We start from the raw sequence: 12363 nt of genomic DNA, 5'->3' as shown, positions 1-12363 counted from the left end.
TATTAATATCACGCATAAGAACGCCGGTTTTTTAGATCTGTTTGCTCGCACGAACATCATCTATCAAATCGGCGTTTTTGTTTCTGAGTTTCCCGGGATTCCGTGAAGAACCATAAAAAAGCCCCGCCCTCATATAGAGAGGCGGGGCTTTTTCATTTGTGCGGCGAGTTAAGTTACTCGTCACCCATTTGCGATTGCAGGTAGTTCTCGATACCCACTTTATCGATCAGGCCCAATTGGGTTTCCAGCCAGTCGATATGTTCTTCTTCGGATTCAAGGATATCTTCCAGCAGTTCACGGCTGCCGAAGTCGCTCACCGATTCGCAATGGGCGATGGCGGCCTTGAGGTCGGCGTGGCCGGTGCGCTCGATGCGCAGGTCGCATTCGAGCATTTCCTTGGTGTGTTCGCCAATGTGCAGCTTGCCCAGGTCTTGAACGTTCGGCAGGCCTTCGAGGAAGAGGATGCGCTTGATCAGCTTGTCCGCATGCTTCATCTCGTCGATGGACTCGTGATACTCGTGCTTGCCCAGCTTGTTCAGGCCCCAATCTTCATACATGCGTGCATGCAGGAAGTACTGATTGATCGCGACCAGTTCATTGGCAAGGATTTTATTGAGATGCTGGATGACTGTAATGTCGCCTTTCATGATGGGGTCCTGCCCTTATTTAGTGAAACATGGGCAGAGTCTGAGCCGCATAAAGATTACTGTCAAACCTAAGTTATTGAATAATAAATGAAAATTAATCGGAATAAGAATGTTTGTGTTCCGCGTTTTGACCCTAAGCAATTGAATTATCGGCATAAAAAAACCGGACGCTAGGTCCGGTTGTTTGAATCAGGGTTATGTGTGCGAAAAATCAGGCGACATTAAATTCCACAGGATAGGGAATGGCGGCCTGGCTGCTCTGCAACTCGGTCAGGGTTTCGCGAACCACTTGCTTGGCCAGGCAGGCGCATTTGCCGCATTGGCTGGCAACGCCGGTGGCCTGGCGCACTTCACGGTAGCTGCAGCAACCTTCGTAGATGGCTTCGCGAATTTGTCCGTCGGTGACACCGGTGCAGAGGCAGACATACATAAGATGAGAACCGTCGCTGGTTAGGGCTCAATTGCGAAGGATCTTAATGTTAACGAGAATGATTGTCAAAGTGGTTTCGGCCGCCTGGGTGAGCCTTTTTGAATGGGGTGACGAACGGTTTTTACCTTCGCGGATGACTTGCCAGTCGTATTTTCTGTGTCGCAGGCCGGCCTGGCGAAAAACCATTGGGGACAGTTAAAAAACGCCGTGTATGATGGGCGGTCCTTGCGAAGCGGGATCGGGTCACAGGGCTGTCGCATTCGCGTGACAAGCTCGCGGCCCATTCCCTTCTTCTATTACTACGTCCACACCAGGAGATATCCAATGAGCGTACTCGTAGGCAAACAAGCCCCTGACTTCACCGTACCGGCCGTTCTCGGCAATGGCGAAATCGTCGACAGCTTCACCCTGTCCTCGGCCATCAAAGGCAAATACGGCCTGGTGTTCTTCTACCCGCTGGACTTCACCTTCGTATGCCCGTCCGAGCTGATCGCTCTGGATCACCGCATGGCTGATTTCAAGGCGCGCAACGTGGAAGTGATCGCCGTGTCGATCGACTCGCACTTCACCCACAACGCCTGGCGCAACACCCCGATCAATGCCGGCGGCATCGGTCAGGTTCAATACATCATGGCAGCCGACATGAAGCACGACATCGCCAAGGCCTACGACGTTGAGTCCGAAGGCGGCGTGGCTTTCCGTGGCGCGTTCCTGATCGACGACAAGGGCGTCGTGCGTTCGCAGATCGTCAACGACCTGCCACTGGGCCGCAACATGGAAGAGCTGATCCGCCTGGTCGACGCTCTGCAATTCCACGAAGAGCACGGCGAAGTCTGCCCGGCCAACTGGAAAAAAGGCGACAAGGGCATGACCGCTTCGCCAGAAGGCGTTGCTGCTTACCTGAGCGAGAACGCCGGCAAGCTGTAAGCCTTGGCGTCACGCATAAAAAAACCGGCCTCATGGCCGGTTTTTTATGGGGCAGTAAACGCCGGGATCAGTCGTCGAAGTCCTGCCAGCCGCCCATTTGCTTCCAGCGGTTGACGATGCCGCAGAACAGCTCGGCGGTCTTCTCGGTGTCGTAGCGGGCCGAGTGGGCTTCGCGTCCGTCGAAGTCGATGTCCGCACTCTGACAGGCCTTGGCCAATACGGTCTGGCCGTAAGCCAGGCCCGCCAGGGTAGCGGTGTCGAAGCTGGAGAATGGGTGGAACGGGTTGCGCTTCATGTCCAGCCGCGCCACAGCGGCATTGAGGAAGCCCAGGTCGAAGCTGCTGTTGTGGCCCACCAGGATCGCGCGCTTGCAACCATTGGCCTTCAGGGCCTTGCGTACCCCACGGAAAATATCCGTGAGGGCGGTTTCCTCGCTGACGGCCATGCGCAGCGGGTGGTCCAGCTTGATCCCGGTGAACTCCAGGGCTGCCGGCTCGATGTTCGCGCCTTCGAAAGGCTCGACCCGGAAGAAGTAGGTGTGCTCGGGGAACACAAAGCCCTTTTCGTCCATGCCGATGGTGGTGGCGGCAATTTCCAGCAGTGCATCGGTGGCCGAGTTGAAACCGCCGGTTTCTACGTCGACGACAACCGGCAGATAACCGCGGAAGCGTGCGGCCATCGGGTGGCGAGAGCCACCGCTGTTGCCTTCTTGTTCGTCGTCGAAATGATCGTCACTCACGAGTGTTCCTCAAGCAGGCGCCAGCGCAGTTTTTCACCGGCGCGCAGCGGGATGACAGTCAGCTCGCCGAACGGCAGGCTGGCAGGGGCAGTCCATTCTTCACGCACCAGGGTGATGCGGTCGGTGTTGGCCGGCAGGCCATAGAAACGCGGGCCATTGAGGCTGGCGAAAGCTTCCAGCTGATCCAGTGCGTTGCGCTGTTCGAACGCTTCGGCATACAGCTCGATCGCGGCATAGGCGGTGTAGCAACCGGCGCAGCCGCAAGCGGCTTCCTTGGCATGCTGGGCGTGGGGAGCCGAGTCGGTGCCGAGGAAGAACTTCGCGCTGCCGCTGGTGGCCGCATCCAGCAGGGCTTCCTGATGGGTGTTGCGCTTGAGGATCGGCAGGCAATAGAAGTGCGGGCGAATGCCGCCCACCAGCATGTGGTTGCGGTTGTACAGCAGGTGGTGGGCGGTGATGGTGGCGCCGACGTTGGCCGGGGCCTCGTTGACGAACTGCACCGCATCGCCGGTGGTGATGTGCTCGAACACCACTTTCAGCGTGGGGAAGCGCTCGACCACTCGCCGCATGTGTTCGTCGATAAAGATTTTCTCGCGGTCGAAGACGTCGATGTCGCCACGGGTCACTTCACCATGGATCAGCAACGGCAGGCCGACTTCGGCCATGGCTTCGAGCACCGGGAAAATCTTGTCGATGCTGGTCACGCCCGAATCCGAGTTGGTGGTCGCACCGGCGGGGTAGAGCTTGGCGGCATGGACGAAGCCGCAGGCCTTGGCCGCGCGGATTTCATCCGGCTGGGTGAGGTCGGTGAGGTAGAGCACCATCAGCGGCTCGAAGCGGCTGCCGGCCGGACGCGCAGCTAGAATACGCTGGCGATAGGCGTCGGCTTGCTCGGCATTGCGCACCGGAGGTACCAGGTTGGGCATGATGATGGCGCGGCCAAAGGTGCGCGCGACATCCGCGACTGTATTGGGCAACACGGCACCATCGCGAAGATGAATATGCCAGTCGTCGGGACGCAGCAGGGTCAGGCGGTCGGACATGGGAGGTTCCAGGCGGGTAAAACTCTGGGGAATGCTACCGGAAAAGACTCTTCCAGGCACTCGCTATCAAGTTTTGCCGCAAGCAACCGATATCCCGAAGGTATGGCGTATTTACGCCTGTCGATTTTCCTGTTGTACACGTCAGTGGAGCCTCCCGTGCGCCAGCGTTATCTAGCCCTGCTCAGTGTGTTTGCCAGCCTGCCCGCGATGGCTCTCACTTTCCAGACTCGTCTGGAGAGCATTGAGTGGACGGTCGAAGGCGACAAGTTCGAGTGCCGTCTGATCCAGCCCGTGACCGATTTCGGTTCCGGCGAATTCGTGCGTCGCGCGGGTGAGCAGGCGATCTTCCGTCTCAAGAGTTTCAACCCGATGCAGGCGGGTGGCTCGGCGACCCTGCTTGCAGCCGCTGCCCCCTGGCAACCTGGGCGCGGCGATATCAACCTCGGCGCGGTCAAGGCCGGTAGCGATGGGGTGCTGTTCAACAGCAACCAGATGCAGGCCGGTCGCCTGATCACCGGCTTGCTGGAAGGGCGCAGCCCGGTGGTGCGGCACTTTTCCCGTGAGGGCGGGGTGTCCGAAGTGCGCCTGCTGCCGGTTAAATTCAGCAAGGCCTACAGTGACTATCAAGGCTGCATGGCCAAGCTGCTGCCAATGAACTACGAGCAGGTCAAGCAGGCCGAGATAGGTTTCCCGGGCGGCGGTATCGATCTGGATGCCCGGGCCAAGGCCAAGCTGCAGGTGATGGTGGACTTCATCAAGGCCGATCCCACGGTCAATCATGTCGAGCTTGATGGCCACTCGGACAACAGTGGCAACCGCCTGACCAATCGCGATCTGTCGCGCCGTCGGGCCTTGGCCGTGATGGAGTTCTTCAAGGCCAATGGCCTGGCGGAAAACCAGATCGTGGTGCGCTTCCATGGCGAGCGCTATCCCCTGGCCCCCAACACCAATGCTGCCAACCGGGCGAAGAATCGTCGGGTCAATGTGCATCTGGAGCGGGTCGCGCCTACTGAAAAGCCAGCAGCAGCACCAGCGCCGGCACCTCAGGCAGCCGCTGCACCCAAGGCTGCGGCGACTTCCTGATACGGCTGTCGTCGTCGCTCGCTCGACATAATCTGTCGCTTGGTCGTCATAAGCTGTCGCGCCTCTGTAAATTATCCTCGTGGATCGGTAGAATTGCCGCCTTTCCGTACAACCCCGTGGAGTGATGGCATGGCGGACGTTAACAAGGTCGTTCTGGCGTATTCGGGCGGCCTGGACACTTCGGTGATCCTCAAGTGGCTGCAGGATACTTACAACTGTGAAGTAGTGACTTTCACTGCTGACCTGGGCCAAGGCGAAGAGGTCGAGCCGGCCCGCGCCAAGGCGCAAGCCATGGGCGTCAAAGAGATCTACATCGACGATCTGCGCGAAGAATTCGTGCGTGATTTCGTCTTCCCGATGTTCCGCGCCAACACCGTCTACGAAGGCGAGTACCTGCTGGGTACTTCCATCGCTCGTCCGTTGATCGCCAAGCGCTTGATCGAAATCGCCAATGAAACCGGCGCCGACGCCATTTCCCATGGCGCTACCGGCAAGGGCAACGACCAGGTGCGTTTCGAGCTGGGTGCCTATGCCCTCAAGCCAGGCGTGAAAGTGATCGCCCCTTGGCGCGAGTGGGACCTGCTGTCCCGCGAGAAGCTGATGGACTACGCCGAGAAGCACGGGATCCCGATCGAGCGTCACGGCAAGAAGAAGTCGCCGTACTCGATGGACGCCAACCTGCTGCACATCTCCTATGAAGGCGGCGTGCTGGAAGACACCTGGACCGAGCACGAAGAAGACATGTGGCGCTGGACCGTCTCCCCGGAGAAGGCTCCCGACGCCCCGCAGTACCTGGAACTGACCTACCGCAACGGTGACATCGTCGCCATTGATGGCGTGGAAATGACCCCGGCCACCGTGCTGGCGACCCTGAACCGCATCGGTGGCCAGCATGGCATCGGGCGTCTGGACATCGTCGAGAACCGCTATGTGGGCATGAAGTCCCGCGGTTGCTACGAGACGCCTGGCGGCACCATCATGCTGCGTGCTCACCGCGCCATCGAGTCCATCACCCTGGACCGCGAAGTGGCTCACCTCAAAGACGAGCTGATGCCCAAGTACGCCAGCCTGATCTACACCGGCTACTGGTGGAGCCCTGAGCGCCTGATGCTGCAACAGATGATCGACGCGTCCCAGGTCAATGTGAACGGTGTGGTTCGCCTGAAGCTGTACAAGGGCAATGTGATCGTCACCGGTCGCAAGTCCGATGATTCGCTGTTCGACGCCAACATCGCCACCTTCGAAGAAGACGGTGGTGCTTACAACCAGGCGGACGCAGCAGGTTTCATCAAGCTCAATGCCCTGCGCATGCGGATTGCCGCGAACAAGGGTCGCAAGCTGGTCTGATGACCCGAGTGTGATCAACAAAGCCCCGCCAAGTGCGGGGTTTTTTTATTCCTGAAAACCTTCGGGAGTTGTTTTCTCCGGTTTGTCGGCGGGCTGCGACAGTTGCTCGATAGTTGGATGTTATTTAACGCCAGGAGTAGTAAATGCTACTCAAGCTGGTGCTTCAAGAAGGCTTGATTAGTACAAATAGTAGCTGGTTTGGCGATTATTCCTAAGCGCATTTTCAGTGGTATAGCCTTTATCCAAATTATTTTGTAAGGCAATTCGGTATTGTTTGTAAGGATCGTCCTCGTTAGGTCGTAGCCCCTTGTGGAGCGATGCCAGAGTCAATTCTCTGGGGTATTGTGCTGGCTCTAAAAATAACTCTCAGGACTTGGATGGACCTATGAAAAGAGTACTGATCGTGGATGATCATCCTGTTATTCGTCTGGCCGTGCGTATGTTGATGGAGCGTCATGGTTTCGAAGTAGTAGCAGAAACGGACAACGGCACGGATGCACTGAAGTTGGCTCTTGAATATGTTCCCGATATCTTGATTCTGGATATCGGTATCCCGCAGCTTGACGGGTTCGAAGTTATAACGCGGCTGATGTCCAAGGGCATGCCGATCAAGGTTCTGGTGCTGACCCTGCAAGTACCCGGACCCTTTTCCATGCGCTGCATGCAGGCCGGTGCCGCCGGCTATGTGTGCAAGCAACAGGACATCACGGAGCTGATCAGCGCGGTGCGAGCCGTCTTGGCGGGGTACAGCTATTTCCCCAACGAGGCACTGCATACCTTTCGTTCAAGCCAGGGCATCAGTAGCGAGGAAGAAATGATCGAACTTCTTTCCGGGCGCGAGTTGATCGTCTTGAAACAACTCACCAACGGCATGAGTAACAAGGAAATCGCCGAGGGCCTGTGTTTGAGCAACAAGACGGTCAGCACCTACAAGCGCCGCTTGCTGGCCAAACTCAATGCCCGTTCACTGGTCGACCTGATCGAGTTTGCCCAGCGCCATCAATTGGCATGACGGGCTAGCCGCAACGAGGTATTGCTAGAGCCGGTCAGGCAAGGAGGCTGACCGGCCATGATTGGCAGGAGTGGAGATACAAAAAAACCTCCGCTTGGAGGTTCTTTTGCCATTAGAGATCAAAGTCGTAATCGGCCAGTTGCTTCTGCAAACGCCGCTCTTCCAGGAGATTGTCGATGGTGCGGCGCTTGCTCAGATTGGTCTTCGCCACTTCGACTACAGGTTCGGCCTCTTCGGCTTCTGCCGCTACGAAATCGTCTTCTACGTCCAGTTGTTCTTTGCCAGTGCTCATAAGGTCAACTCCAGGCTAGGACTGCCATTGGCGCTCCTTATATCGATATTCTCCTGGCGGGTAAAAAAGATTTTTTCAATCGACTCATTGGCAAAGTCAATGCTCTGTCAATCGTCGGAAGTCTTTTGCTTGTACTCGCACAGATCCTCGATTCGGCAACTGCCACAACGGGGCTTGCGGGCCAGGCACACATAGCGGCCATGCAGGATCAGCCAGTGATGGGAGTCCAGCAGGAACTCCTTGGGCACGAACTTGAGCAGCTTCTTTTCCACTTCCACCACGTTCTTGCCCGGGGCCAGCCCGGTGCGGTTGCTGACCCGGAAGATATGGGTGTCCACGGCCATGGTCAGTTGCCGGAAGGCGGTGTTGAGCACCACGTTGGCGGTCTTGCGCCCGACTCCGGGCAGGGCCTCCAGTTCTTCGCGGGTTTCTGGCACTTGGCTGTTGTGCCGCTCCACCAGCAGGCGGCAGGTTTCGATGACGTTCTTGGCCTTGCTGTTGTACAGGCCGATGGTCTTGATGTATTCCGACAGGCCTTCGACGCCCAGGGCATGGATGGCCGCAGGTGTATTGGCCACAGGGAAGAGCTTTGCCGTCGCCTTGTTGACCCCGACATCGGTCGATTGCGCCGAGAGGATCACCGCGATCAGCAACTCGAACGGCGAGGAGTAGGCCAGTTCGGTTTTTGGCTCGGGGTTGTCTTCGTGCAGCCGGCGAAATATTTCCAGGCGTTTGGCAGCGTTCATGGGTGGTTCATTTCCTCGAAGGCGGTCGGTTGAGAAGCGAAGAGCCGGCCCAGGCGCGCTGTGCGGCCAGCAGCAGGCCCAGCAGGATAAAGCCCCCGGGGGCCAGGGTCAGCAGGTGCAATCCTCCGTCAGGTAACACGACCCAGCCCGTGCTCTCATCGGACAGGCCAGCGAGCCAGCCCAGATGGCTGCCCAGGGCGCCGCTACCCAGCAATTCACGCAAGGCCCCCAGCACCATCAAGGCACTGTAGAACCCTGCAGCCAGGCGCCAGCGGCCAGGGTGCTGGAAGAAACCTGCCTGCTCCAGGATCACGCATTGCAGGGCCAGCAGGCCCAGGTACAGGCTCAATTGCTGGTGCAGTTCATAGCTCCAGGCTTTCCCGGCCAGCCATAGGCAACTGCCCAGGCCGGCAGCCAGCAGGGCACTGGCCAGACCTTGCAGGCGGCTTGGCAGGTGGGGCCGCAGCAGGTGCATGCCGGCAGCGAAGGTGCTGCTCAACAGCAAGGATGCCAGGGCCATGCCCAGGGCCTTGACCCAGGTATCTGTGGTGCCGATCAGCGGGGCCAGCATCAGCAGGCCGGGCAAGGCCAGAGGCTTATTCATGGGGTTCCCCCGGCAGCAGTTGCGGGCGGTGTTCGTCGAAATAGCGCAGGGCATCGTGCAGGGCGCTGATCACCGCGCGTGAGGTGATGGTGGCGCCGGCGATCTGGTCGAACTGGCCGTTGTCCTTCTTCAGGGCCCAGGCGCTGTCGCCCGGATCATTACGCGACTTTCCGCTAAAACCCTGCAACCAGCTGTTGGGGTGTTCGCCAATACGCGCGCCCAGGCCAGGGGTCTCGTCCTGGCTGAGGGTCTTGCTGCCCAGTAGGCGGCCATGGCTGTCGATTGCGATCAGCAGTTCGATAGGGCCGGCGTAGCCGTTGACCTGGCTGCGCAACAGCACGGCGCTGGGCTGGCCGGCGCGGGTGGCCAAGTAGCCGTCCAGCAGGCGGCTGTTGCCGAGTTGCACCTCGGCCACGGGCAGCGGTTGGTCGAGGGGCTGATTGTCATAGCTGCCGGCTGGCAACAGGTCCAGCAAGCGGTGGGCCTGCAAGGCTCGCTGTTCGGCTTCGATGCGCGGCGCAGTGGCCTGTTGCAGCCACAGAGTGGCGCCAATACCGAGGATGGCCAGCAGCAACAGCAAGGCCGGGCCGCGAAGCTGCTTCATGCGCTGTGCTCCTTGGGCGCGGCGGCGCACAGCCGCTCCAGGGCCGGCACCGCCAGGTTCATTAGCAGCACGGCGAACGCCACTCCGTCGGGGTAGCTGCCACAGACGCGGATCAGGTAGGTGAGCAATCCCACGCCTATGCCGAACAGCAAGCGGGCCTTCGCCCCCCGGGGCCCGGAAACCGGCTCGGTGACGATAAAGAAGGCGCCGAGCATGCTGGCGCCGCTCAGCAGGTGAAACAGCGGCGAACCATGGGAGTCGGAGCCCGTACCGTTCCAGCACAGCAAACTGATGAGAAACAGGCTGCCAAGCATGCCCAACGGCGCCTGCCAACTGATAATCCGCTGCTGGAGCAGAAACAGCCCCCCGGCGAGAAACCCCAGGTTGACCCATTCGCTGGCGCGGCCGCCGAAGTGGCCAAAGGCGGGGTTGCTGGCAAAGAGTTCGTCGAGGGTCAGGCTTTTGTTGATCCGCAGGCTGTCCAGCGCCGTAGCCTGGGCCCAGGCATCCGGACGCAGATCACTGGCCATTCCCAGAACCTGTTGCAGGCCACTGAGCAAATCCATGGCTTGCGGTGCGGGCCAGTGATTCATCGATTGCGGGAAGCACAGCAAGGCCAGGGCATAGCCGAGCATGGCCGGGTTGAAGGGGTTCTGGCCGACACCGCCGTACAGCTGCTTGCCCAGCAGGATGGCGCTGGCGGCGCTGCAGAGCGGCAACCACCAAGGGCTGTAGGGCGGCAGTGCCAGGGCCAGCAATGTGGCGCTGACCAGGGCGCTGCCATCACTAAGGGCGGGCAGCACCGGGCGCCGGCGCAGGCACAGTACCCAGGCTTCCATGGCCAGGGCGCCAGCGGCGCTCAGCAGCAGATTGAACAGCACCCCCCAGCCGTAGAACCAGAACAGCACCAGCAGCCCCGGCAACGTGGCCAGCAGCACCCGCTGCATGGCCTGGCGCAGGCGCGGGTCGAGGCTGTCAACCGGCAGCATGGGCCGCTACCTGGCGTTCGGCCTCGTCCAGCCGTGCCTGGGCCTGGGCCAATTGCTCGGCGCTGCTGTCGGGCTGGCGCTGCAATTTGTTCAGGTCGGCACGGGCATAGGCCAGCTCGGTCTTGAGTTGTCGCAGCTGAGGATCGATCGGGCGTTTTTCGATTCGGGTCAGCACCGGTGCCGGTTTGCCGCAGGCGTCCTCGGCGGCGTGCAGGGCTTGTTCGGCGGCCGCCAGGGCGGCGCTCAAGGTTGCCAGTTCGGCGCTCGAGGCGTGCGCCGCCTGAGCTTTTTTCAGTTCGGCGCGACGGGTTGCCAGGAGGATTTTCGCCCGCTTGAGGTGGGCGTCCTTGGGCGCCGGGGCGGGAGCGACAGGTGCCTGGGGTTCCAGCTGGGCCAGGGCCTGTTCGGCAGCTTCGAACTGGCGTTGCAGCACGATCAATTGCGTCTGCTGCTCGAAGGTCGGTGGATGGCCGAACGCCTTGAGCGACTTGTTCAACTGCGCCCGACTCATGGCCAGCTCGATCTTGGCTTTCTTCAACGCGGCATCGGCCGCTGCGGCTTTCTGTGCTCGCACCCGTTCAATGGCGGCCTGCATCGGATTCTCGCTGCTGTCGGCGGCTGGCGTGGCACGCTGCGCGCGGGCCTGGCGTTCGGCCAGGCGCCGGGCTTCATCCCGTTGCAGGCGCTGGTTGCGTTGTTCGAAGCGGCGTCGCGCCTGGTCGCGCCTGCTGCTGCGGGCCTGCAACTGTTCGGCGTCGTGGGCCAGGCCGCCGACCATCGGCACGGCTGCCGGCCCGGTCAACGGCAGCATATCGATGCAGTCCACCGGGCAAGGCGCCACGCACAGGTCGCAGCCGGTGCATTCATCCACCAGCACGCTGTGCATCCATTTCGCCGCGCCGACTATGGCGTCCACCGGGCAGGCCTGGATGCACTTGGTGCAGCCAATGCATTCGGCCTCGCGAATATGCGCGACCTGGGCCGGGCCCTCGCCACGACTGCGGTCCAGATCCACCACCGGCAAGTGCAACAGTTGCGCCAGGGCGGCGATGGTTTCCGCACCGCCGGGCGGGCACTTGTTGATGGCCTCGCCATTGGCAATGCCCTGAGCGTAGGGCTGGCATCCAGGATGACCGCACTTGCCGCACTGGGTCTGGGGCAGAAGGGCGTCGATGCGTTGAATCAGACTCATGTTTTGCTCAGTCCGTTGAAGCCGAGAAACGCCACTGCCAGCAGGCCGGCACTGATCAGGTCGATCGGCAGGCCACGCCAGGGCAGGGGAACATCGTTGTTGGAAATACGCTGGCGCAGGTCGCCAAATAGGCTCAGCACCAGCCAGAAACCCAACCCGGCACCCAGGCTCATGGCGCACAGGGTTGCCATATCGAGCGCGTCGCGGCTGGCCATCAGCAACAGGCCGAGCGTTCCCGCGTTGCCCAGCAGCAAGGGCCCGAGGCCAGCGAAGGGCAGTTGCGGCAAGGCCCGGGCCAGCAGTTTCAGCAAGGGCCCGATCAGCAGCAGAACCAGAGGCAGCCAAACCATCAACTGCAGCGATTGCAGGTGCCAGGGCTGCAGCACGCCAAGATAGAGGAGCTGCCCCAGCAGGCTGCTGACTAGCATCAACAGCGTGGTGGCCAGGCCCAGGGCATGGATCTGTGGCCGGGTGACGCTGGCCGGGGTGTGCAGTACCGAGTCGGCGCCCAGCGGCCATTGCAACACGAAGTTGTTGATCAGGGCGGTGCCGACAAGGGCGAGCAGAAAGTCAGTCATGGTCGAGGCCGGTGCGCACAGGTGGTTCCTCAAGCGTAGGCAAACTCCCCCGCAGGCGCAGGGGCGCCAGATATGCAAATCCCCCCGTTGCGCCTGGGCGCGACGGGGGGATGGAGGACCTGCGGGGAAG

15 protein-coding genes are annotated in these 12363 nt (G+C 60.5%); 4 read left to right on the top strand and 11 right to left on the bottom strand.

What is annotated here, in order from left to right; translation table 11 throughout:
• Positions 1-173 precede the first annotated feature (173 nt).
• Both bfr and J4P02_RS15330 read right to left on the bottom strand, forming a co-directional pair.
• Positions 174-647 carry a bacterioferritin gene (gene bfr / locus J4P02_RS15335; protein ID WP_025129649.1) on the bottom strand — a complete coding sequence of 158 codons (474 nt, stop codon included), beginning with the start codon at positions 645-647 and terminating at the stop codon, positions 174-176.
• A gap of 211 nt (positions 648-858) precedes the next feature.
• Positions 859-1077 (bottom strand): bacterioferritin-associated ferredoxin, encoded by a 219-nt coding sequence (locus tag J4P02_RS15330; RefSeq protein WP_011063112.1) that lies wholly within the window; start codon positions 1075-1077, stop codon positions 859-861.
• A 324-nt stretch (positions 1078-1401) separates the two neighbouring features.
• Between J4P02_RS15330 and J4P02_RS15325 the strand changes: the two genes are divergently transcribed.
• Positions 1402-2004, top strand: a complete 603-nt coding sequence (locus tag J4P02_RS15325; RefSeq protein ID WP_007922432.1) for a peroxiredoxin — start codon at positions 1402-1404, stop codon at positions 2002-2004.
• 67 nt (positions 2005-2071) lie between these two features.
• Here J4P02_RS15325 and rnt read toward each other — a convergent pair whose 3' ends face one another.
• Together rnt and pyrC are read right to left on the bottom strand one after the other, a co-directional pair.
• Entirely contained in the window at positions 2072-2743 is a 672-nt protein-coding gene (rnt, locus tag J4P02_RS15320; RefSeq protein ID WP_426191635.1) for a ribonuclease T, read from the bottom strand.
• On the bottom strand, positions 2740-3786 hold the full coding sequence (pyrC, locus tag J4P02_RS15315) for a dihydroorotase (protein WP_426191633.1): 1047 nt from the start codon (positions 3784-3786) through the stop codon (positions 2740-2742). The genes rnt and pyrC overlap by 4 nt, the downstream gene beginning before the upstream one ends.
• A gap of 156 nt (positions 3787-3942) precedes the next feature.
• Here pyrC and J4P02_RS15310 point away from each other — a divergent pair, with 156 nt between their 5' ends.
• The 3 genes from J4P02_RS15310 to J4P02_RS15300 all read left to right on the top strand — a co-directional run bounded on the left by J4P02_RS15310 (position 3943) and on the right by J4P02_RS15300 (position 7228).
• Complete coding sequence (locus tag J4P02_RS15310; RefSeq protein ID WP_426191631.1) at positions 3943-4869, top strand: flagellar protein MotY; 927 nt, start codon at positions 3943-3945, stop codon at positions 4867-4869.
• Positions 4870-4998: 129 nt separating this feature from the next.
• Positions 4999-6216: an argininosuccinate synthase gene (locus tag J4P02_RS15305; protein WP_426191629.1), complete on the top strand. Its 1218-nt coding sequence runs from the start codon at positions 4999-5001 to the stop codon at positions 6214-6216.
• 385 nt (positions 6217-6601) lie between these two features.
• Entirely contained in the window at positions 6602-7228 is a 627-nt protein-coding gene (locus J4P02_RS15300) for a response regulator (protein WP_426191627.1), read from the top strand.
• Positions 7229-7340: 112 nt separating this feature from the next.
• Here the strand turns inward: J4P02_RS15300 and J4P02_RS15295 are convergent, their stop codons facing one another.
• The 7 genes from J4P02_RS15295 to J4P02_RS15265 all read right to left on the bottom strand — a co-directional run bounded on the left by J4P02_RS15295 (position 7341) and on the right by J4P02_RS15265 (position 12233).
• Positions 7341-7520 (bottom strand): PA3496 family putative envelope integrity protein, encoded by a 180-nt coding sequence (locus J4P02_RS15295; protein WP_426191625.1) that lies wholly within the window; start codon positions 7518-7520, stop codon positions 7341-7343.
• A 107-nt stretch (positions 7521-7627) separates the two neighbouring features.
• Complete coding sequence (nth, locus tag J4P02_RS15290; RefSeq protein ID WP_426191623.1) at positions 7628-8266, bottom strand: endonuclease III; 639 nt, start codon at positions 8264-8266, stop codon at positions 7628-7630.
• A gap of 7 nt (positions 8267-8273) precedes the next feature.
• Entirely contained in the window at positions 8274-8870 is a 597-nt protein-coding gene (locus J4P02_RS15285) for an Rnf-Nqr domain containing protein (RefSeq protein ID WP_426191621.1), read from the bottom strand.
• Positions 8863-9474 (bottom strand): RnfABCDGE type electron transport complex subunit G, encoded by a 612-nt coding sequence (locus tag J4P02_RS15280; protein ID WP_426191619.1) that lies wholly within the window; start codon positions 9472-9474, stop codon positions 8863-8865. The genes J4P02_RS15285 and J4P02_RS15280 overlap by 8 nt, the downstream gene beginning before the upstream one ends.
• Positions 9471-10463, bottom strand: a complete 993-nt coding sequence (locus tag J4P02_RS15275; protein ID WP_426191617.1) for an RnfABCDGE type electron transport complex subunit D — start codon at positions 10461-10463, stop codon at positions 9471-9473. The genes J4P02_RS15280 and J4P02_RS15275 overlap by 4 nt, the downstream gene beginning before the upstream one ends.
• Positions 10450-11655 carry an electron transport complex subunit RsxB gene (rsxB, locus tag J4P02_RS15270; protein ID WP_426191615.1) on the bottom strand — a complete coding sequence of 402 codons (1206 nt, stop codon included), beginning with the start codon at positions 11653-11655 and terminating at the stop codon, positions 10450-10452. The genes J4P02_RS15275 and rsxB overlap by 14 nt, the downstream gene beginning before the upstream one ends.
• Positions 11652-12233 (bottom strand): Rnf-Nqr domain containing protein, encoded by a 582-nt coding sequence (locus J4P02_RS15265; protein ID WP_426191613.1) that lies wholly within the window; start codon positions 12231-12233, stop codon positions 11652-11654. Before J4P02_RS15265 ends, rsxB begins: the two co-directional genes overlap by 4 nt.
• Positions 12234-12363 lie beyond the last annotated feature (130 nt).

The organism is Pseudomonas sp. NFXW11, from assembly GCF_049887815.1.
Classification (GTDB): domain Bacteria; phylum Pseudomonadota; class Gammaproteobacteria; order Pseudomonadales; family Pseudomonadaceae; genus Aquipseudomonas.
This window is presented reverse-complemented; position numbering and strand designations above follow the sequence as displayed.

Coding starts and splice junctions, on each gene's coding strand:
- bfr (WP_025129649.1), bottom strand. CDS start 647: ATGAAAGGCGACATTACAGTCATCCAGCATCTCAATAAAATCCTTGCC.
- J4P02_RS15330 (WP_011063112.1), bottom strand. CDS start 1,077: ATGTATGTCTGCCTCTGCACCGGTGTCACCGACGGACAAATTCGCGAA.
- J4P02_RS15325 (WP_007922432.1), top strand. CDS start 1,402: ATGAGCGTACTCGTAGGCAAACAAGCCCCTGACTTCACCGTACCGGCC.
- pyrC (WP_426191633.1), bottom strand. CDS start 3,786: ATGTCCGACCGCCTGACCCTGCTGCGTCCCGACGACTGGCATATTCAT.
- J4P02_RS15305 (WP_426191629.1), top strand. CDS start 4,999: ATGGCGGACGTTAACAAGGTCGTTCTGGCGTATTCGGGCGGCCTGGAC.
- J4P02_RS15300 (WP_426191627.1), top strand. CDS start 6,602: ATGAAAAGAGTACTGATCGTGGATGATCATCCTGTTATTCGTCTGGCC.
- J4P02_RS15295 (WP_426191625.1), bottom strand. CDS start 7,520: ATGAGCACTGGCAAAGAACAACTGGACGTAGAAGACGATTTCGTAGCG.
- nth (WP_426191623.1), bottom strand. CDS start 8,266: ATGAACGCTGCCAAACGCCTGGAAATATTTCGCCGGCTGCACGAAGAC.
- J4P02_RS15285 (WP_426191621.1), bottom strand. CDS start 8,870: ATGAATAAGCCTCTGGCCTTGCCCGGCCTGCTGATGCTGGCCCCGCTG.
- J4P02_RS15280 (WP_426191619.1), bottom strand. CDS start 9,474: ATGAAGCAGCTTCGCGGCCCGGCCTTGCTGTTGCTGCTGGCCATCCTC.
- J4P02_RS15275 (WP_426191617.1), bottom strand. CDS start 10,463: ATGCTGCCGGTTGACAGCCTCGACCCGCGCCTGCGCCAGGCCATGCAG.
- rsxB (WP_426191615.1), bottom strand. CDS start 11,655: ATGAGTCTGATTCAACGCATCGACGCCCTTCTGCCCCAGACCCAGTGC.
- J4P02_RS15265 (WP_426191613.1), bottom strand. CDS start 12,233: ATGACTGACTTTCTGCTCGCCCTTGTCGGCACCGCCCTGATCAACAAC.